Here is a 16,689-nt window from a genome sequence, read left to right as displayed (position 1 = left end):
GGTGGACCGATGACCGACTCCACCGACGCGGATGGACCTGACGGTGACCCGATCTTCGAGTCGACCGTTCGCTCGGAGGTCTGCCGCCTCGCTCGACCTGGCACCCGCTGGCTCTCGACGGGTCACGACGGCGGCGAATCGCGTGCGGACGCCGCCTACCTCGTGTCGGTCCCCGACGGCTGGGACGACGTCGACGTGTCCGACTACGTCCGACGCCGTCGGCGGGAGGCCGGGTTCGACGGGCTCGACGGATCGACCGAACCCCCTCCCGACGTCCCGGTCGACGCCGCTCCGGCGCTCCTGACCGGCGTTTCGATGCGGCACGCCCACCGTGCGCGACTCGGTCCCGCCGAAGCGGTCGTCACCGCGGGACTGAACAACCCCGCGGCGCTCCCGATTCCGGACGCGGCCCGAGCGTCGTCCTCGGACGGCATCCGGAACTCCGCCACCGACGGCGAGGGAACGGGGGAATACCGAGGTGAGGGTGCTGCCGGTGACACAGACCGGCCGCGCCCGGGGACCGTCAACGTCGTCGTCGGGACGACCCGCTCGATGGCACCGGGGGCGCTCGCGAACCTGGTCGCCGTGGCTGCGGAGGCGAAGGCGGCGACGCTGCTTGCGCGGACCGGCTTCCCCGGGACGACCTCGGATGCTGTCCTGGTCGGTTCTGATCCCGCGGGCGAGCAGGCCGGGTTCTCGGGGAGTGCGACCGCAGTGGGTGCAGCTACCCGAGCCTGCGTCCGCGACGCGCTGCTCGCGGCACTGGACTCGCGGTACGTCGAGGAGTCGCCGCCGTCGTCCGTCGAGGCGGCCGCGTACGGCGTCGTGACCGACGAGCGCGCACGAGTGGAACGGGTCGCCGACGGCGAGGTGGAGTCCGCTGTCGGCGAGACAGCGGGCACCGTCGGCGACGCGGACGAAACGACTTAACCGATAGCGCTGCCGATATGTCTCCGATGACGACCGATGCGGTGCCCTCGGACCTCCCTGGCGTCGTCCTCGCCGGGACGGCCTCGGGGGTGGGCAAGACGGTCGCGACGCTCGCGGTCTGCCGCGCGCTCGAACGCGCCGGTCGGACGCCGGTCGCGGCGAAAGCCGGGCCGGATTTTATCGATCCGAGTCACCACGCCGCCGTCCTGGGCCGCCCATCGCGGACGCTCGATCCGTGGCTGTCGGGGGAGGCGGGCGCCCAGCGGAGCTACGCCCGCGGCGCCGAGGACGGCGACGTCTGTGTCGTCGAGGGGACGATGGGGCTCTACGACGGCGACGTGAGCACCGCTGCCGTCGCCGACGCCCTGGACCTGCCGGTAGTGCTCGTGGTGGACGCGACGACAGGAATCGAGAGCGTCGCCGCCACGGCGCTCGGATTCCAGCAGTACGCCGAGCGCGCGGGCCACGACATCGACGTCGTCGGCCTCCTCGCTGCCCGGGCGCGCGGCGGTCGACACGAACGGGGGATCCGCGACGCGGTCGAGGGGCTCCGGTACGTGGGGCGGACGCCCCCGCTGGACGGCCTTGCGGTTCCAGACCAGTACATCGATCCCCGGTTCGACGACGACCCGCCGCTCTCGGACGATCTGGTCGACGCCGCGGCGCGGGGCATCCAGACGGGGACGTTGCTGGATCTCGTTCACGCACCCAGTCTCGACACCGCGCCGTCGCTTCGGGCGGACGACGAGACCGGCCTCACGGTCGCCGTCGCGGCCGACGCGGCCTTCCGGTTCGTCTATCCGAGCACGCGCCAGCGGCTCGCTTCCCGCGCCGCTGTTACGCCGTTCTCGCCCGTCGCCGGGGATCCCGTCCCCGAGTGCGACGTGGTCTACCTACCGGGAGGGTATCCGGAGGACCACGCCGCCCGGCTCTCGGCGTCGGGGACGCTGCTCGAACTCGCGACGCGCGCGGCGGACGGCCTCCCCGTGTTCGGCGAGTGCGGCGGGATGCTCGCCCTGGGGGAATCGCTGACCACGACGGACGGCGACACCCACGGGATGGCCGGGATTCTCCCGATCGAGGCGCGGATGCGGGAGCGACCGGTGGGGCTGGACCACGTCGGGATCCGGGCTCGCGAGGATTGCTTGGTCGCGCCCGCCGGGGAGACGCGTCGCGGACACGAGTTCCACCACTCCTCGGCGACGGCCGCGCCGGACGCAAACTACGCCTTCGAGATGGTTCGTGGGGCCGGACTCGACGGCGTCAACGACGGCGTCTGCGAGTACCGGACGCTCGGGACCTACGCGCACTTTCACGTCGGCTCCGGCGCGTTCGACTACCTGCTGGAAACCGTCTGACACCGGCATCCTGCTGAAGACCGTCTGACATCAGCGTCCTGCAGAGAATTGTCTGATATCAGCGTCCTGCAGAGAATCGCCTGATATCAGCGTCCTGCAGAGAATTGTCTGACTGGGGTCGGAAGTCCCCTACCAGCCGAGTGCATCTCGCAGGGTTTATCCCGCCGCCACGGCTACGTCGCGGTACTATGGCCGACAACAAAGCGCGCTCGACCGGCAGTGCCGGGCGCTTCGGCGCGCGCTACGGGCGTGTGGCCCGCAGACGCGTCAAAGAGATCGAAGCGGAGATGCGGGATGCGACGGTCGACGACGACAGCGTCACCCGTCTGGAACCCGGCATCTGGAAGAACGACGAGACCGGCGAGGTCTTCACCGGCGGCACCTACCGCCCGCAGACCCCGGGCGGCACGCAGGTCCGCCGCTCCATCCGCGCCGCGCTCGGCGAGAGCGAAGAGCAATAACCGAGACCGCTAACGATGAGCTACAAGTGTTCCCGGTGTAAGCGCGACGTCGAACTGGACGAGTACGGCGGCGTGCGCTGTCCGTACTGCGGCCACCGCGTCCTGCTGAAGGAGCGCGCGCCGGACGTCAAAGAAGTCCCGGTCGAGTAACTTTCTTTTCGACGCCGATGGCGACCCCCGAACCCGCGGATTCCGGGGTCGAACACACTGCGGCGGTCGACTTCGAGTACGACACAGAGCGACGCGCACGCGCAGTCGCCGAGAGCATCGCGGTCGAGGTCGACGAGATCGACGACGCCCGCTCCGGTGCCGACATCGTCCGTGACGGTCGCGTCGTCCGTGTCGACGTCGCTGCCGCGGACCTCGTCGCGCTTCGCGCCGGGCTGAATACGTGGTTGCGGCTGGTCGCGGTCGCCGAAGAAGTCGTCGGCCTCGGAGAAAAGTCCGTTTCGAGTAGCGTCCATACCGACGCGACGGCCGAACCTCCGACGAACGATTCCCGGGACGACGAGTCGCCGACGGATGACCCTCCGACGAACGATCCCCCGGACACCGATCCACCGTCGGACGATCCCGCCGGAACGGGCGACTCCGGTCCCGACACGCCCGAACGACAGTAATCACCCCGCGGCGGGAGAATACGGGCCTTTTTCACTCCGCGTCCCCTCGCCGTGAGTATGCAGGGTAATTTACCGCCGGAAGCACAGGAGAAACTCGAGGAACTGCAGGATCTTCAGGAGACCGCCCAGAAGGTCGCCGCCCAGAAGGAGCAGGCCGAGTCGACGCTCAACGAGTCGAAGACCGCGCTCGAAGCGCTCGGGGACATCGACGAGGAAACCACGATGTACCGCGAGATCGGGGAACTCCTCGTCGAGACCGAGTACGACGACGCCCACGATGAACTCGAAGAGAAGGTCGACAGCCTCGAGGTCCGCGTCGAGCAGCTCGGAAAGCAGGAGGAACGCGTCGAAGAGCAGTTCGAGGACCTCCAGCAGGAACTCCAGCAGATGCTCCAGGGCGGCGGTGCCGGCGGCCCCGGCGGCGGTCCGATGGGTCCCGGCGGCGCCGGCGGCGCATAGATCGATGCCGACTGACGAGGAGGTCGTCCAGACGGCCGCCGAGGCCGCGGAGGGCGTGATCCTCGCTAATTACAAGCAATCGGAGCTGACCGACTTCGACGTGACCGTCACGTTCGAAGACGACGTGCTCGACGTCGACGTGTACGTCAACGCCCCCGACGAGGGGGACGATGCTCCGGATGCCGACGCCGTCGCCGACGAGGCCGCGCGGGCGGCCGCCGACGCCGTCGACGAACTGTTCGCGGCCGGCGCGGACGGTTCCGACTAACGGCCGACGGACGACGCGTCCGCGTGGCCGGGGTCACCAGGACTCCGAGGGAGTGCCGTTTGGCCTTCCGGTGGACTCCTGTGACAGAACACCATCGAGCCGCAGGTATCCCCTGGCGTGTTTGGTTCACTACTGCGAGGCGAACGAGTGGGCGTACGCGACGCCGACGGGCGAGTCCGCTCACGCGAAGAGGAAGATGAGGACGCTCACGGCGACCGCAGCGAGGATGACCGAGAGGGCGAACGCCCCGCCCATCGCGACCACCGCGTTCGCGTGGCTGGCGAGGCTCTCTGTCCGATCGTTGCCGAAGACGGTAACCGTCGCGCGTTCGACCGCCACGCCGGCCTCGACGGGTTCGAGATCCGCCCGGGCGTCGTCGACCAGTCCGCAGACGAGCGTCCGGAGGTCGTCCCGGTCGATCGCCGCGCCGACTTGGTTGTCGGCCTCGACGCTGTTGACGATGTGGGTGTCTGTCGTCATCACCTCCGCGGCGTCGACGGGGCCGTCGTCGGCCATCGCCTCGACGAGTTCGCCACGGAGCCCCGGCTCCATATTGTTCCCGTCGACGAGGACGTACGCCGTCTCGCGGCCGTCGACTGCCGTGACAGCGACGCGGACGCCGAGGGGGCCGATACCGTCGGTCGGCGTCCACGGTGTTTCGTCCCACGCGACGCCGAGTTCGAGCGGACCCGAGTCGGACGCCGCGAGCCGTTCTCCGGCGATGCCGGCCGCGCCGATCAGATCGAACGCGCGCGCCGACCCGGGCGTGACGTGGCCCAGGTCCGGGCCGTCGAGCCCGTCGTTGGAGTTGTGGGCGTCGACGAGCACGACGTCGTCGAGGCCGCTCGTGCGGGCCTCCGCCGCCGCCGAGAGCCCGACGCCGTACTCGATGTCGTCGGCGAACCCCGGCGCGTACGTCGACACCAGGAGGGCGTCGTCGCCGAACGCCTGCCCGAGAATCGACGCCTCGCCGGAGTGCGTCCGGACGCTCCGCGTCGCCGCCCTGCCGTAGGTGATCCGGTCTGCGGCCGTCCGCGCCGCATCGAGGATCGTGTCGACCTCCCGCTCGGTCACGAGGTTGAAGTCGTGGCCCGCGGTGGCGTGCGGGGGGAAGACGAGCCCCGGGCAGTCGCGGGCGACGCGCTCGGGGAAGTTGCCGCCGCCGATCTCGCCCATCGGCCCGGGGTGGATCATCGGCAGGACGAAGCGGGCTTTCTCGTCGGGATCGGCTCCAGGCTCGTCGCGGTCGGATCCGGGGTCGACGCTCCCGCCGTCACTCCTGGGACCGTCGTCCGCACCGCCGTCGATCGTCCGGAACGACAGGACCGACACGGGCACGATGGCCTCCTCGCCGAGCTGCTGGAAGAACTCCTCGAGTTCACGGGAGCCCTCCGCGACGTGGCCGACGAACCCGCGGAGGAAATCCAGGAGCGAGACGCCGAGACTCCGCCGCCACGGCCGGTCGACGCCGACGATGAAGGCGTAGACCGCGAGCGCATAGAGGACGCAAGTGACACCGAGGAGGAGGAAATGCTCGATGGAAATCGCCGACAGCTCGGCCGGCGCGCTCTGCGAGCGCGCCAGGTACTCCGTCAGGTAGACGTCGACGAGGGGGCCGCCCACAGACAGCAGTCGGAGAACCCCGCCGTAGACGAAAAGCAGGACGGCCGCGGCGGCCGTCTGGAGGCTCGCCGGCACTGACGCGACCAGCACCGACGACCCGGAGACCGCCATCACGACGAGCAGCCGGAAGGCGAACACCGAGGCGAGACCGACGATCAGCGCGTCGAAGACGAACCGCTGGCCGAGGCCGGTGAACACCGTCACGATCCCAGCGGCCGTGACGATCGCCACCAGGATGATCTCCGAGATCAGGGCCAGAAGCGACGATCGGTTGTGCGTGAGTTTGCCGCCGACGAGCCGGTCGACTCCGGTCGTGCCGAAGGCGGCGACGACCGTCGGGATGCCGATGAAGAAGATCCCCTCCCACGCGTCGCGGCCGAGGAAGAACAGGCCGCGCCACGTGCGAGCGTACGCGCCGGAGTCGAAGGCGGCGACGCCCGCGACGGCCGCAAGCAGGAGCGCGAAGGCGAGACTGGTGTACCAGCTGGGCGCGCGGAAAATGAACCGCGAGAGGTCCGCGAGGTCGCTTTGTGTCGAAGTCATCGTGAGGAGCGGGAAGACGTGGAACGACGGAGGGCTGTCGGGAACGGCGCTACTCGCAGACGGCGACGAAGTTGTGGAACACTTCCTCGCCGCGCTCGGTGTGGGCGACTTCGGGGTGCCATTGCACGCCGTACAGGTCCCGATCGGTGTCGCTCATCGCCTCGACGTCACAGACGTCGGAGGTGGCCGTCCGGGCGAATCCCTCGGGAACCTCCTTGACCTCGTCGGCGTGGCTCGCCCACACGCGCGTTTTGGGTGCGAGCGACCCCACGAGCGGGTCCCCGCCGTCGAGGATGTCTACGTCGACGTCCGCGTAGCCGCCGTAGTCGCCGGCGCCGACCGTGCCCCCGAGTTCCGAAGCGATGAACTGCATTCCGAGACAGATGCCGAAGACCGGGATATCGAGGTCGAGGTACTCGGCGCAGTTGCCGACGCGGTCCATATCGGGCCCCCCCGAGAGGACGAGTCCGTCGGCGTCGATGTCTTCGGGTGGCGTCGTGTTGTCGCGGATCTCGACGTCGACGCCGATATCGCGGAGCGTCCGGTGTTCGAGATGGGTGAACTGACCGTGGTTGTCGATGACGACGATGCGGGTCATCAGTTAGGGTCTCTTACACCGAACGGACGCAAAAAGCGCCCGGTCTGTGGCGGGTCTCCCGGAGTTTGTATCCCGTTTTCGATGACAGGTCTTTGGCCGTCCTGGTGTCCCGGATTGCCGAAATATCCCGATTCGGCCGAGAGTAGTAGCACAGGCTCACAGAATACCGAACAGCTCCGACACGACCCAACCGATTAATACATTAGATACAAATGATACAGTACGGATGCCAATCAGTGCTGATCAGTTTGACTCGATAGACGAGACGGACGACGGTCCGACGCCGGGGACGAACGCCCACGAGATCCTTTCGTTCTTGGAAGCGCACGCTGCGGAAGCGTTCACGCAGAGCGAGATCGCGGAAGCCACCGGGATCAACAAAGGGTCTGTCGGGCCGACGCTCAGTCGGTTGCGGGACAGCGGACGTGTCGATCACAAGGGAATCTACTGGCGGGTGAGCGACCACGTCAGAAGTCTCGATTCCGCGGCAGGCCACGCAGACAACGTCGCCGCGAGTTACGAGGACGAGCCGATGGCGTACGACGACTGGCAGGAACACGCCGTTGACCCCCGCGAGGACCGTGAGTGACGGCTATCAGCGCGGTGACGTCTTCTGGGCTCCCGACCCGTTCAGAGGCGGATCGAACCCCCGGCTCTGGTTGGTCTTGGCGGCCGAGGACCTGCCGTATCCTGGTGAAGAATACATCTGTGCGGCACTCACGACCAGCGACCTGCCCGCGAACTACGAGGTGGGGGACGACTGGGAAATGGGGCGTGATCCGGACAAAACGTCGTACTGTTCCCCGTGGGTCATCGGCACCATCAAACACCGGACAGTCGCGAACCCGCAAGGACGGATTTCGGCGGCGTTCACGGAACGGATGGCCGGGCAGTGCCGAACATTTTTAGCGGATAACTGACTGACCGATCTCGAGCGACCGACACCCACGCCACTCCCGATGTCGACAATCCCTGTCACTCCTCCTCACCATCCCGCCGCTCGCGCGCGGTGGTGAAATCGAGTTCGGCCTGCTCCTTCGCGCGGCGCTCCTCGCGAGCGGCGAACGCCTCGGGGTCGGGTTCGACGTCGTCGTCGATCCGGGCGAACGAGCGGTGGATCTTCGCGTGACACCACCGACACAGCGCGACCGTGATCTCGTGGTTCGGCTCGCCTTCCCCGGCCTCGCTATCGGGCGTGCCGTCGCCCCCATAAGAGAGGTGGTGCTCTTCGAGCAGCGGCCGCGACGCCTCGTGGGCGATCCGGACGGCTTCGAGCCCACAGCGGACGCACTCGCGGCCGTCGGTGGTCGAGCGGTAGTGGGGGCAGTCGCGGAACGCCCGGTCGTCGTCGGCCGCGACGCACTCGTAGTCGGCAGCGCGGCGAGCGGCCGTGAACTCCGGGTCGTGGCCCGCTCGATCGAGCGCGAACCGGCACCGGCCGTCGTCCGTGAGATGATCGCAGACGCCGGCGTGTTCGTAGGGGTCGTCGACGCCGACCGGTGTGCCGGTTGGTGTCTCGCGCACAGACGAGGATGGGTCACGACGCAGTTGATACTATCGGCTGCAAGTCCGTGAAGAATTGCGCGACCCCGGATCGCGAACCTTCTCGAATAGCTACAGCCGACAGTAGGCCAGACTGTCTGGGCCCACCGCTCCTGCCGCGACCGGCTTCGCCGTGAACGCTCGGAGCGGTCACCGATCGGTGAACAGACGTCTCTCAAATCTGTCTTTCAGTCATCAGGACGTCTATATTCCCGGCCGATAGAACGTTCAGCGTACGTATGGACTTGCAGGAGTTCACGCAATCGAACACGCCGTCCGAAGAGGGCACCGGATTTCGGAAAGTGAACAACAGGCTCCTCGATATTCCGGTCGACGGAACGGTGATGGTCAAAGCCGGGTCGATGGTCGCCTACACCGGCGAGATGACGTTCACCGGCCGGTCGTCGGCGGAAGGTGGTATCACCGGATTCGTGAAAGAGGCCGTGAGCGGCGAGGGAACACCGGTTATGGAAGCTGAGGGACGCGGGCATCTGTACGTGGCCGAACAGGGCAAGAAAGTCCAGGTGCTCGATCTCGACCGCGAGGAGTCGATCTCGATCAACGGCGACGACGTGCTCGCATTCGAGTCCAGCGTCGAGTACGAGATCAACACCGTCGGCAGTCTGTCGGGGATGGCTGCCGGCGGCCTGACGAACGTCTACCTCACGGGCCCCGGCGAAATCGCGGTGACGACGCACGGCGATCCGGTCGTCCTGACACCGCCCGTCTTTACCGATCCCGACGCGACCGTCGCCTGGAGTGCGAATCTCTCGCCGTCCATCGAGATGAACAAGAAACTCGAGATCGGACAGACGTCCGGCGAATCGATCCAGATGGCGTTCACCGGCTCCGACGGCTTCGTCGTCGTGCAACCGAACGAGGAGGGTTCCGTCACCCAGAGTCAGAATCAGTAGGGACCAATCCGATTCGTGTACTGATCAATCGCCCCCGCCGGCCACACCACTTCCGATCGCGGCGCCGCAGTTGTTGCAGGCGACGACGTAGAACCGTTTTGACGACCTGAAGAGGCCTGACATTTTGGCGTCCAGATCGATGAATTCGACGTCCGATTCCGCCGCGATTTCTCCCTCACAGTCGGGACAGTGTACCATACGACCGAACAGAGGCGGGGATTCGGAAAGTAGCTTTCCGAAGGTCAAACTCGCGTCGAACCCATCCGGTAGCGCCTCCAGTCGCTCGCACGGCCAGTCGAGTCTTTTAAGAAACCGACCGCCGACCGGCGACGTATGCGGCTCGAACACGTCCGAGACGGCACCCAGCAGACGCTCGCCAGCGACGTCGAGGTCGCCGATACGTTCCTCTCGCGGGCGCGGGGGCTGATGTTCCGGCGGTCGATCCCGGACGACTACGCGCTGGTGTTCGAGTTTCCGGAGGCCGGCGAACGCGACCTGCATATGGTCTTCGTCCCCTTCGCCCTCGACGCGCTGTGGCTGGTCGACGACGAGGTGGTGGCCAAGAAACGCCTCCCCGCGTGGCGCGGACTCGCGGCCGCCACCGCCGACACGGTCGTCGAACTGCCGGCGGGGGCCGCGGCGGACGTCGAGCCGGGTGATACCGTACGGCTCGTAGAGTGATACTGACTGTTGTAACTTTTTACCGGTGCTCGCCACCTCTCGGGCCGGTGAGCACCGGTAAGAGACTACAACAGTCATTATGAGATGACGGCGTACAGTCCTTCTCGATACGACTCAGCTCCGGTGCGGCAGACGGTTCCACGGCGCCAAGATGCGTCAATTTAAATAGCTGCACGATCAGAGGTCCGTGTGAGCACATGACTCGTGGTCGATTTATTCGGGGGTAACCCCGACAACCCCCTAGCATCCATCGTGGATTCTGACGACTCCGTACAGCTTCTGGATACGACACTGCGCGACGGCGAACAAGCCCCGGGTGTGTCGCTGACGCCCGACGAGAAGGCCGACATCGCCCGCGCGCTCGACCGGGCCGAGATCGAGTTCATCGAGGCCGGCAGCGCCTGCACCGGCGAGGGCGAGCGTGAGACCATCCGGCAGGTGACCGCGCTCAACCTCGACGCGACGGTGACGAGTTTCGCCCGCGGCGTCCAGCAGGACATCGACCTCGCGCTCGACTGCGGGGTCGACGGCGTCACCATCGTCGTCCCCGGCAGCGACAAGCACATCGAGCGCAAGGTCGGGACCACCCACGACGAGGTGGTCGAGAAGACCGGCGACCTCGTCGCGTACGCGAAGGATCACGACCTCTGGGTCGAGGTCATCGGCGAGGACGGCTCCCGCGCGGACCTGGACTTCCTCGAACGCCTGATGCGCGAGGCGCTCGACGCCGGCGCCGACCGATCGTGTTACGCCGACACCGTCGGGCACGCCACCCCGGAGACCACCTACGAGTATGTCTCCCGGCTCGCGGAGCTCGGTCCGGTGTCGACGCACACCCACGACGACCTCGGGCTGGGAATGACGAACGTCTGGGCCAGCCTCGCGGCCGGCGCGGATCTGGTGCACGGCACGATCAACGGGATCGGCGAGCGCGCCGGCAACGTCGCACTCGAGGAGGTCGCCATCGCCTTAGCGCACGGCTACGGCGTCGAGACGCTGGCGCTCGATCAGGTGTACGACCTCGCACAGAAGGTCTCCCACGCGACGGGCGTCCCGCTGCCGCCGAACAAGGCGGTCGTCGGCGAGAACGCGTTCACCCACGAGAGCGGCATCCACACCGACGGGACGCTCAAGGACGACGCGATGTACGAGCCGTACCCGCCAGAGATGGTCGGGCGCGAGCGACGGCTCGTCCTCGGGAAACACGCCGGCCGGGCGGGCGTCCGCGCCGCGCTCGACGAACACGACGTCGACGTGAGCGAGGAGGAACTCGCGGACATCGTCGCGCGCGTCAAGCGCCTCGGCGACCGCGACAAGCGCGTCACCGACGCCGACCTGCTGGCCATCGCGGAGGACGTCCAGGGCAGAGAGCGCGACCGGTACGTCGAACTCCTGGACCTGACGGCGGCGTCGGGGGCCGGCACCCCGACCGCCTCGGTCCGCCTCCGCGTCGGCGACGACGAGCGCGTCGCCTCGGGCACCGGCAGCGGGCCCGTCGACGCCGCCGTCGAGGCCGTCCGGGCCGCGCTCGGTACCGAGGCCGACGCGCAACTGGACTCCTACCACGTCGACGCCATCACCGGCGGCACCGACGCCGTCGTGACCGTCGAGGTGGAGATGTCCCGCGGCGACCGGACGGTCACCGTCGCCACCTCCGATTCGGACATCACACGCTGCAGCGTCGACGCGATGGTCGAGGCGCTCGATCGGCTCCTCGCGGCCGACAAAGACGCCCGAACCGAACTCGAATCCGGGGATGCGACACTGGCCGACGACTGATCGTCGGAACGACCGGTATCCGCTGAAAACTCATAATGATTACTCTCACTTTTTACCGCCGAGCGTCACCCCCGGTGGCGGCGCTCGGCGGGAAGAGACGAGAGTAATCATTATCAGGCGCTTCAGCGCTCTTCGATCAGGTACGTCCATCCGCCGCGCCGCTCGAACCGGACGTCGCCGTCGGCCCGGCTCTCGGCGTACTCGGCGACCCGGGCGGTCGAGACGTCCGTGACGTCGATCCGCTGCGTTCCTCCCGTGCGGTCCGCCGTCGGTGTCTCGAGTGCTGTTGCGTGCATACCTGGACATCGATCGGAATCGGTATGTAAGCCAGCCTAGCGGAGTGAAAGTGAAACTGATAGACAGCGGCGGAGGGTGAGAGTAGGTACCACGGACTATCCGCCGCAGTTCGCTTTGTCTGGGCGCACCGCTGGAGAATCGTCGGAAACAGCGCCGAGGGTGAGATTTGAACTCACGTGTCCGAATGGACAGCAGATCTCGAATCTGCCGCCTTGGCCGGGCTAGGCTACCTCGGCTACACAACCACGTCGGCGACGATGCGTTTAATCGGTTTCGGTTTTCCCGGGACTGTCGGGCGGTGGGTGTCGGAGGCAGTCGAGTAGGCCCTGGACGCACATCGCGCGTGCGCCCGGTTCGTGATCGGAGATCCGCGCCGCGATTCCCGCGGTGACGATACTGCCTGCGGGAGCGACTGACACGCTCTACGTATCCAATCCAAAATCGTTCTCAGGAAGCTCACAAGAGGATTAGCGCGACTTTTCCGAGCAGACGGGCGGTAAGATTGAACAGGAACACCGAGACGAGCAGCCCAATTATCCCAATAGGGACAGCAATCACTGCTTCAGCCAACGTATCGATCGTCCAGATACCGAGTTCGATCCCCGTACTGGGAATCGTATAGATGAAGGGTGCCAACAGCAGGCCGACAGAAACACCCAGAGACACAGCGAGTAGACCGAACACTACGATCCCGAGCGGAAGCTTCAACACTAAATAGACCAGCCCCGTCCACGTCGAACGAGCAACTACCCGTGCCCGTATCTGCGGCCAGAGGGCCGTCTCGTCTGTGAGTGCGTCCTCGGGAGGCTGAACGTTGAGCTTCAGCAGTTTGTTCGTGAGTTCTCGCTCGAAGGCACAGAGATAGCGGCTCCCGAGAAGTACGCCGATCAACAGCGGAACTCCCACCAGAACCACTGTCAACCCGACGCCGAGGGCAGTCCCGACAGTCAACAAAACGAAATACGCTACTCCAAGCGGAAACATCACTAATAAATACAGGAAATTCCGATACGTCTGTCCCTGAGTGAGTGGCCTGATTGCGGAGAGTACCGGCGAGCCGTCCCGTTTGGAATCAGTCGTCGTGACTGCTCGATTCATTTCTGAACACCGAGTTCGTCGATAGGCGTGCTTGCAGGCTGGCGGTGCGGACCGCGTCTCGCCCGTCGGTCTTGCCAGAGAAGCCATACTCCGATCGCTCCGGCGAGCAGTACGAACCCGATTGAAATCAGTTCGTAGACCACTGACGTCGTCGCTGCCAGTGAGCCGGTCACATCAACTGCGAAGTGCCAGACGATGAGCGGCCAGAGGCTCTCCAGCCGGAGTGCAATCGCACCGAGACCGATACCTAACGGGATGATGAGCAGCATCTGCGGGAGCCACTCGGCCAGCGAGTTCCCGAGAATGACCTGTGAGATGTGGGCCAGACCGAACATCGTGGCGGGTAATACGACAGCAAGCAGGCGGCTGCGAGGCTCAAGCGCACGGAGCAACACACCGCGGTAGATGAGCTCTTCAGAGATGGCCGCCCCGAGTGCCACCCCCACGATGATCACGAAGAGTGCCGCCCACGGCGGAAGTGTTTGGCCCTGAATGAGCGAGATCTCGGGGATAGCGAGCCCGAACGCAACCGGGACAAAGACGACGGCTGCGAAGGGGAGCAGATAGACAACTGCACGCCGATTGACTGGTGCCGTGAGCCGAATTCTCTCCCACCACCCGAGCCAGGTGACGAGGCCGATACTGACCGCCACGATAAGCCAATTGAGGACGAGCCCGATTCCGTGGAGCGTTAGCTCTGGCACGGCAGCTTCGAGGACAGATCGTGTGAGTAGTGTCAGGACTACAAGTGCGGCTGTGAGTCCGAGCGCAAATCCGACTGGGCGACGTTCGACGAGCGATACCATACAGCCTGTACGTTAGCCTACTATATATAGACGCATTGACATAGTTGACACGATAACTTGTGTCGAGGGGGAAGTCCCGAATACCGTCCGTAATAAGGATTTTTGGAGTCTCTTCCGGCTGTCCACGACCCCCGGTGGCGGCGAGCATCGGGAAAGGTTACAGCAATCAGTATCAGAAGTGTCTCAAGGTAGCCCGAGAGTCATCGCGGAGAGGTTGTACAGCGGCTGAGTGATCGCCGAACCGACTGCTCACTCGTCGCCGCCGTCGGTGACGATCCGGACGTCCTCGGCTTTCTCCATCTCGACGAAGCCGGGTTCGGTTTCTTCTTCCCCTCCTGTCGTGTGCTCATCGGGGAGTGCTTCGAGTCGGTCGTGAGTCGGTTCGCGTGGGTGATCTCTGTCGTGGCACATCGCGGAATCCGACCGTTCGATAGGACCGAGAACAGTTAACAGTGGATACGGTCCGGACCAGACAGGCGACGGCGACCAGTATTCGGAGAGACACCGAGCGGTGCAGAGGCCTCTTCGGCGAGATTGATACTGTCGGCTGTACCTGTTTTAGCTATTCACTACCTGGAGTCGCGAATAGCTTGTCCCTCAGTGACACCGACCCGAATCATCCGCTGGACTGCCGCCCAAAGCCACTTATAAATATCCGTCGATAGTCACGTCTCCGGCAGTGACGGATGAGATGGAGTACCACACAGTCAGCGGATATAACGGGGAATTCAAGCGATTTTAGGCGTTTCAGTTGATCTCGCTGCCAAGCCACGAACACCGACATAGCAAAGGGTTTATATAGAATCACAAACAATCAGACGATGTCTATGAGTCAGCGAATGCAGGGTCAGCCGATGATCATTATGGGCGAGGACGCCCAGCGTGTGAAAGATAAAGACGCTCAAGAATACAACATTCAGGCCGCTCGCGCGGTCTCGGAGGCCGTACGCTCCACTCTCGGACCGAAGGGGATGGACAAGATGCTCGTCGATTCGATGGGCGACGTCACCATCACGAACGACGGCGTCACGATCCTCCAGGAGATGGACATCGACAACCCGACGGCCGAGATGATCGTCGAGGTCGCCGAGACCCAGGAGGACGAGGCCGGCGACGGCACGACGACGGCCGTCGCGATCGCGGGTGAACTCCTGAAGAATGCCAAGGATCTTCTCGAACAGGACATCCACCCGACGGCGATCATCAAGGGCTTCCACCTGGCGAGCCAGGAGGCCCGTTCGCAGGTCGACGAGATCGCAGAGCGTGTCGAACCCGACGACACCGACCTCCTCCAGAAGGTCGCCGAGACGTCGATGACCGGCAAAAGCTCCGAGCTCAACAAGGAGCAGCTCGCGGAACTGGTCGTCGCCACCGTCGAGGCCGTCACCGTCGAGGCCGAGGACGGCTCCCACGTGGTCGACCTCCACAACGCCAACATCGAGACGCAGACCGGCCGCGCGACCGGGGAGTCCGAACTCCTCAACGGGGCGGTCATCGACAAAGACCCCGTCAAGGACGATATGCCGACGGCCTTCGACGAGTCGGACATCCTGCTGCTCGACGAGGCCATCGAGATCGAAGAGGCCGACGTCGACACCCAGGTCAACATCGAGTCTCCCGACCAGCTTCAGCAGTTCCTCGATCAGGAGGAAAAACAGCTCAGGGAGAAGGTCGACAACATCGTCGAGTCCGGTGCCGACGTCGTCTTCTGTCAGAAGGGCATCGACGATATGGCCCAGCACTACCTCTCGAAGGAGGGCATCCTCGCCGTCCGCCGCGTGAAGAAGTCCGATATGGGCTTCCTCCGCGACGTCGTCGGCGCCAACATCGTCTCCGATCTCGACAGCCTGACTGCCGCCGACCTCGGCTCCGGTTCGATCCGTCGCGACGGCGACGACGAACTGTTCTACGTCGAGGGGCTCGGCGACGAGACTCACGGCGTCACCCTGCTGCTCCGTGGCTCTACCGACCACGTCGTCGACGAGATCGAGCGCGGCGTCGAGGACGCACTCGACGTCGTCTCCTCGACCGTCTCCGACGGCCGCGTCCTGGCCGGCGGCGGTGCGATCGAGGTCGAACTCGCCCGTCGGCTCCGCAGCTACGCCGGCTCCGTCGGCGGCCGCGAGCAGCTCGCCGTCGAAGCCTTCGCCGATGCGGTCGAACTCGTCCCGCGTGTGCTCGCGGAGAACGCCGGACTCGACTCCATCGACACGCTGGTTAGCCTGCGTGAGGCCCACGAGAACGGCGACACCCGCGCCGGCCTGAACGTCTTCAGCGGCGACGTCGAGGACACCTTCGAGGCTGGCGTCGTCGAGCCGGCCCACGCGAAAGAGCAGGCGCTCTCCTCGGCTACGGAGGCCGCGAACCTCGTGCTGAAGATCGACGACATCATCGCCGCCGACGAGCTGAGCACCAGCGGTGACGGCGAGGAAGGCGGCGCGCCCGGCGGCGCCGGCGGTATGGGCGGAATGGGCGGTATGGGCGGAATGGGCGGCGCGATGTGACGATCGGGTAACGTCACGCGCTCCGTTTCCACGACCCGCGCTGTACCGCTTGCTCGACGCCGCTCGATTTCCACGCTCGGGCACTTCGGACGACCGACCCATTTTTCGCGTTGTTTCCCGGCGAGCATCGCGTCCGCGCTGCCGCCCAGAACTTCGGGAAAAAGACTTTTTGTTACATACAAATCTCGATTCATCGAGGATTTTGATA

20 protein-coding genes, 1 tRNA gene and 1 pseudogene are annotated in these 16,689 nt (G+C 65.6%); 13 read left to right on the top strand and 9 right to left on the bottom strand.

From position 1 onward, the window contains the following. Positions 1–9: 9 nt before the first annotated feature. The 7 genes and pseudogenes from RJT48_RS05655 to RJT48_RS05625 all read left to right on the top strand — a co-directional run bounded on the left by RJT48_RS05655 (position 10) and on the right by RJT48_RS05625 (position 4,096). A complete protein-coding gene (locus RJT48_RS05655) occupies positions 10–930 on the top strand; it encodes an adenosylcobinamide amidohydrolase (protein WP_425604700.1) in 921 nt (306 codons plus the stop codon). A gap of 26 nt (positions 931–956) precedes the next feature. Next, positions 957–2,288 (top strand): cobyrinic acid a,c-diamide synthase CobB, encoded by a 1,332-nt coding sequence (locus RJT48_RS05650; RefSeq protein WP_311171266.1) that lies wholly within the window; start codon positions 957–959, stop codon positions 2,286–2,288. A gap of 188 nt (positions 2,289–2,476) precedes the next feature. Continuing rightward, on the top strand, positions 2,477–2,749 hold the full coding sequence (locus tag RJT48_RS05645; RefSeq protein ID WP_311171265.1) for an eL43 family ribosomal protein: 273 nt from the start codon (positions 2,477–2,479) through the stop codon (positions 2,747–2,749). A gap of 15 nt (positions 2,750–2,764) precedes the next feature. Further along, positions 2,765–2,899: a DNA-directed RNA polymerase subunit P gene (locus RJT48_RS05640; RefSeq protein WP_089764242.1), complete on the top strand. Its 135-nt coding sequence runs from the start codon at positions 2,765–2,767 to the stop codon at positions 2,897–2,899. 17 nt (positions 2,900–2,916) lie between these two features. Beyond that, positions 2,917–3,189: pseudogene (locus RJT48_RS05635) on the top strand (KEOPS complex subunit Pcc1); the annotation flags it as partial. 237 nt (positions 3,190–3,426) lie between these two features. Beyond that, positions 3,427–3,828, top strand: a complete 402-nt coding sequence (locus tag RJT48_RS05630; protein WP_311171263.1) for a prefoldin subunit beta — start codon at positions 3,427–3,429, stop codon at positions 3,826–3,828. 4 nt (positions 3,829–3,832) lie between these two features. Beyond that, entirely contained in the window at positions 3,833–4,096 is a 264-nt protein-coding gene (locus RJT48_RS05625) for a DUF3194 domain-containing protein (protein WP_311171262.1), read from the top strand. 180 nt (positions 4,097–4,276) lie between these two features. Here the strand turns inward: RJT48_RS05625 and RJT48_RS05620 are convergent, their stop codons facing one another. Both RJT48_RS05620 and RJT48_RS05615 read right to left on the bottom strand, forming a co-directional pair. Then, positions 4,277–6,262, bottom strand: a complete 1,986-nt coding sequence (locus RJT48_RS05620) for a DUF2070 family protein (protein WP_311171261.1) — start codon at positions 6,260–6,262, stop codon at positions 4,277–4,279. Between the two features lie 49 nt (positions 6,263–6,311). After that, the gene (locus RJT48_RS05615; protein WP_311171260.1) at positions 6,312–6,860 is read right to left on the bottom strand and encodes a GMP synthase subunit A; all 549 of its coding nucleotides are present in this window, start codon (positions 6,858–6,860) and stop codon (positions 6,312–6,314) included. A 226-nt stretch (positions 6,861–7,086) separates the two neighbouring features. Here RJT48_RS05615 and RJT48_RS05610 point away from each other — a divergent pair, with 226 nt between their 5' ends. Beyond that, the gene (locus RJT48_RS05610; protein WP_311171259.1) at positions 7,087–7,449 is read left to right on the top strand and encodes a winged helix-turn-helix domain-containing protein; all 363 of its coding nucleotides are present in this window, start codon (positions 7,087–7,089) and stop codon (positions 7,447–7,449) included. Then, positions 7,442–7,780: a hypothetical protein gene (locus tag RJT48_RS05605; protein WP_311171258.1), complete on the top strand. Its 339-nt coding sequence runs from the start codon at positions 7,442–7,444 to the stop codon at positions 7,778–7,780. Before RJT48_RS05610 ends, RJT48_RS05605 begins: the two co-directional genes overlap by 8 nt. Before the next feature lie 55 nt (positions 7,781–7,835). Here the strand turns inward: RJT48_RS05605 and RJT48_RS05600 are convergent, their stop codons facing one another. Next, complete coding sequence (locus RJT48_RS05600) at positions 7,836–8,384, bottom strand: DUF7097 family protein (RefSeq protein ID WP_311171257.1); 549 nt, start codon at positions 8,382–8,384, stop codon at positions 7,836–7,838. Between the two features lie 257 nt (positions 8,385–8,641). Here RJT48_RS05600 and RJT48_RS05595 point away from each other — a divergent pair, with 257 nt between their 5' ends. Next, the gene (locus tag RJT48_RS05595) at positions 8,642–9,316 is read left to right on the top strand and encodes an AIM24 family protein (protein WP_311171256.1); all 675 of its coding nucleotides are present in this window, start codon (positions 8,642–8,644) and stop codon (positions 9,314–9,316) included. A gap of 24 nt (positions 9,317–9,340) precedes the next feature. Here the strand turns inward: RJT48_RS05595 and RJT48_RS05590 are convergent, their stop codons facing one another. Continuing rightward, entirely contained in the window at positions 9,341–9,514 is a 174-nt protein-coding gene (locus RJT48_RS05590; protein WP_311171255.1) for a hypothetical protein, read from the bottom strand. Between the two features lie 135 nt (positions 9,515–9,649). Between RJT48_RS05590 and RJT48_RS05585 the strand changes: the two genes are divergently transcribed. Beyond that, entirely contained in the window at positions 9,650–9,997 is a 348-nt protein-coding gene (locus tag RJT48_RS05585; RefSeq protein WP_311171254.1) for a DUF192 domain-containing protein, read from the top strand. A 204-nt stretch (positions 9,998–10,201) separates the two neighbouring features. Then, positions 10,202–11,776 (top strand): (R)-citramalate synthase, encoded by a 1,575-nt coding sequence (locus RJT48_RS05580; RefSeq protein ID WP_311171253.1) that lies wholly within the window; start codon positions 10,202–10,204, stop codon positions 11,774–11,776. Positions 11,777–11,898: 122 nt separating this feature from the next. Here RJT48_RS05580 and RJT48_RS05575 read toward each other — a convergent pair whose 3' ends face one another. The 5 genes from RJT48_RS05575 to RJT48_RS05555 form a co-directional block, all read right to left on the bottom strand. Further along, positions 11,899–12,072 carry a hypothetical protein gene (locus RJT48_RS05575; RefSeq protein WP_311171252.1) on the bottom strand — a complete coding sequence of 58 codons (174 nt, stop codon included), beginning with the start codon at positions 12,070–12,072 and terminating at the stop codon, positions 11,899–11,901. Positions 12,073–12,224: 152 nt separating this feature from the next. Beyond that, positions 12,225–12,309: transfer RNA gene (locus tag RJT48_RS05570), tRNA-Ser, on the bottom strand. Between the two features lie 220 nt (positions 12,310–12,529). Continuing rightward, positions 12,530–13,057, bottom strand: coding sequence for a sensor domain-containing protein (locus RJT48_RS05565; RefSeq protein ID WP_311171251.1), 528 nt, complete (start codon positions 13,055–13,057; stop codon positions 12,530–12,532). A 110-nt stretch (positions 13,058–13,167) separates the two neighbouring features. Beyond that, positions 13,168–13,977, bottom strand: coding sequence for a CPBP family intramembrane glutamic endopeptidase (locus tag RJT48_RS05560; RefSeq protein ID WP_311171250.1), 810 nt, complete (start codon positions 13,975–13,977; stop codon positions 13,168–13,170). 249 nt (positions 13,978–14,226) lie between these two features. After that, the gene (locus RJT48_RS05555) at positions 14,227–14,388 is read right to left on the bottom strand and encodes a hypothetical protein (protein ID WP_311171249.1); all 162 of its coding nucleotides are present in this window, start codon (positions 14,386–14,388) and stop codon (positions 14,227–14,229) included. Between the two features lie 443 nt (positions 14,389–14,831). Between RJT48_RS05555 and thsB the strand changes: the two genes are divergently transcribed. Beyond that, positions 14,832–16,481 carry a thermosome subunit beta gene (gene thsB / locus RJT48_RS05550; protein ID WP_311171349.1) on the top strand — a complete coding sequence of 550 codons (1,650 nt, stop codon included), beginning with the start codon at positions 14,832–14,834 and terminating at the stop codon, positions 16,479–16,481. Positions 16,482–16,689 lie beyond the last annotated feature (208 nt).

Source organism: Halobellus ordinarius (assembly GCF_031823395.1).
Taxonomy (GTDB): Archaea; Halobacteriota; Halobacteria; order Halobacteriales; family Haloferacaceae; genus Haloquadratum; species Haloquadratum ordinarius.
Note: the sequence above shows the minus strand (reverse complement) of the source record. Positions and strands in the feature narration are given on the sequence as shown.

Bases quoted from the DNA above. Each gene is read 5' to 3' on its own strand.
- RJT48_RS05655 (WP_425604700.1), top strand. From the start codon at position 10: ATGACCGACTCCACCGACGCGGATGGACCTGACGGTGACCCGATCTTC.
- RJT48_RS05650 (WP_311171266.1), top strand. From the start codon at position 957: ATGACGACCGATGCGGTGCCCTCGGACCTCCCTGGCGTCGTCCTCGCC.
- RJT48_RS05645 (WP_311171265.1), top strand. From the start codon at position 2,477: ATGGCCGACAACAAAGCGCGCTCGACCGGCAGTGCCGGGCGCTTCGGC.
- RJT48_RS05640 (WP_089764242.1), top strand. From the start codon at position 2,765: ATGAGCTACAAGTGTTCCCGGTGTAAGCGCGACGTCGAACTGGACGAG.
- RJT48_RS05630 (WP_311171263.1), top strand. From the start codon at position 3,427: ATGCAGGGTAATTTACCGCCGGAAGCACAGGAGAAACTCGAGGAACTG.
- RJT48_RS05625 (WP_311171262.1), top strand. From the start codon at position 3,833: ATGCCGACTGACGAGGAGGTCGTCCAGACGGCCGCCGAGGCCGCGGAG.
- RJT48_RS05620 (WP_311171261.1), bottom strand. From the start codon at position 6,262: ATGACTTCGACACAAAGCGACCTCGCGGACCTCTCGCGGTTCATTTTC.
- RJT48_RS05615 (WP_311171260.1), bottom strand. From the start codon at position 6,860: ATGACCCGCATCGTCGTCATCGACAACCACGGTCAGTTCACCCATCTC.
- RJT48_RS05610 (WP_311171259.1), top strand. From the start codon at position 7,087: ATGCCAATCAGTGCTGATCAGTTTGACTCGATAGACGAGACGGACGAC.
- RJT48_RS05595 (WP_311171256.1), top strand. From the start codon at position 8,642: ATGGACTTGCAGGAGTTCACGCAATCGAACACGCCGTCCGAAGAGGGC.
- RJT48_RS05590 (WP_311171255.1), bottom strand. From the start codon at position 9,514: ATGGTACACTGTCCCGACTGTGAGGGAGAAATCGCGGCGGAATCGGAC.
- RJT48_RS05585 (WP_311171254.1), top strand. From the start codon at position 9,650: ATGCGGCTCGAACACGTCCGAGACGGCACCCAGCAGACGCTCGCCAGC.
- RJT48_RS05575 (WP_311171252.1), bottom strand. From the start codon at position 12,072: ATGCACGCAACAGCACTCGAGACACCGACGGCGGACCGCACGGGAGGA.
- RJT48_RS05565 (WP_311171251.1), bottom strand. From the start codon at position 13,057: ATGTTTCCGCTTGGAGTAGCGTATTTCGTTTTGTTGACTGTCGGGACT.
- RJT48_RS05560 (WP_311171250.1), bottom strand. From the start codon at position 13,977: ATGGTATCGCTCGTCGAACGTCGCCCAGTCGGATTTGCGCTCGGACTC.
- RJT48_RS05555 (WP_311171249.1), bottom strand. From the start codon at position 14,388: ATGTGCCACGACAGAGATCACCCACGCGAACCGACTCACGACCGACTC.
- thsB (WP_311171349.1), top strand. From the start codon at position 14,832: ATGATCATTATGGGCGAGGACGCCCAGCGTGTGAAAGATAAAGACGCT.